Below are 1,410 nucleotides of genomic sequence, written 5' to 3'. Positions count from 1 at the left end.
CGCCAGCACGCGCCAGGCGACCAGTGACGGTTCAGCGCATTCGAGCATCGCCATCACCGTCGACTGCTGATGCGCGATCGTTGCCGGACGTCCGGCCTCAGCCGAGGCGTAGACGCACGCCGAGCGCCCCGGCTCGACCACTACGGCCTTCGGCCGCCGCCCGCCGAGCATAATCGCCATATGGCCGGCGATCGCCGCGGCGAAGCCGCCGACGCCGGCCTGCAGGAAGACATGCGTGGGCGGCTCGGCCACCTGCCGCAGCGTCTCGCGCACGATCACCGTGTAGCCCTGCATGACCAGGCCGGGGACGCGCTCATAGCCCGGCCAGGACGTGTTGGAGACGATCTTCCAGCCGCGCTCGGCGCCGACGCGGGCGACTTCGCGCACCGCATGATCGTAGCCGCCCTCGACCTGCACGATCTCGGCGCCGAAGCGGGCGATGGCCGCGACACGCTCACGGCTTACGCCAGCATGGACGAAGATCACCGAGCGCGCGCCGACCAGGCCGGCGCCCTGCGCGACCGAGCGGCCATGATTGCCGTCGGTGGCGCAGACAAAGATCATGCTGGACGCGATCTCGCGCACCTTGGCGTCGTTGATCTCGCCGATATCGACGGTGCGGCCGAGCCACTTGCCTGCCTCCTCCAGCACCAGCCGTATGACCGCATAGGCGCCGCCCAGCGCCTTGAAGGAGCCGAGGCCGAGACGCTGGCCTTCATCTTTGACGTAAAGTGCGGCGATGCCGAGTTCATCGGCCAACGCCGGCAAGGCGTGCAGCGGCGTTTCGACATGGTTGTGCCGCGCCTTGAGATAGTGCTCGGCCCGCTCGCCTCCCGCCATGCCGAGGGACTCGGCATCGGCCGCAACCAACGGCTGGTTGTGTTCGGGACGTTGATTGAGCAGCAGCATGGCATTCTTTCTTCGAGGCACTGAACTTATTGGCGCGCGCGAAAATTCGCCGTCTAAACTCGCTGAATGATTGATTTTTGTTTCGGCCCGATGTCGCCGGATGCCAACCTCTGCGAGACTCGACGCCTTCGACGTGACTATTTTTGGTGGTGTCATGGCTTGGCAACACTGTGCCGCAGAAGCCGGCGATCCGCGTTTTCTGCTGCCGCGGTCAGTCGGCCGCCAATCTCGCGGCGACGCCGAGCAGGATGTTGGCTCCGGCAACCAGTTCGCCGGCGGCGGTGAACTCTGCCGGGTTGTGGCTGATGCCGCCCCGGCTCGGCACGAAGATCATCGCGGACGGCGCGATGCGCGCGATCATCTGAGCGTCGTGGCCGGCGCCCGAGGTGATGCGCCGGCAGGAAAGGCCGGCGGCTCCGGCAACCTCCTCGACCAGCGAGACGATGCGGGCATCGAAGGTTACCGGCTCGAAACGCGCCAGGCTTTCAGCCTGGACGGTGA

2 protein-coding genes are annotated in these 1,410 nt (G+C 66.8%); both read right to left on the bottom strand.

Annotation, left to right across the window (positions count from 1 at the left end; translation table 11 throughout):
• On the bottom strand, positions 1-909 hold a 909-nt coding region (locus EOA33_RS35725; protein WP_127407725.1), incomplete at its 3' end, for a diaminopropionate ammonia-lyase.
• A gap of 211 nt (positions 910-1,120) precedes the next feature.
• On the bottom strand, positions 1,121-1,410 hold a 290-nt coding region (locus EOA33_RS35720; RefSeq protein WP_127407724.1), incomplete at its 5' end, for a M20/M25/M40 family metallo-hydrolase.

Source organism: Mesorhizobium sp. M4A.F.Ca.ET.050.02.1.1, from assembly GCF_003997725.1.
Lineage (GTDB): Bacteria > Pseudomonadota > Alphaproteobacteria > Rhizobiales > Rhizobiaceae > Mesorhizobium.
The sequence above is the reverse complement of the archived record's forward strand: the minus strand, read 5'-3'. Positions and strand labels throughout refer to the sequence as shown.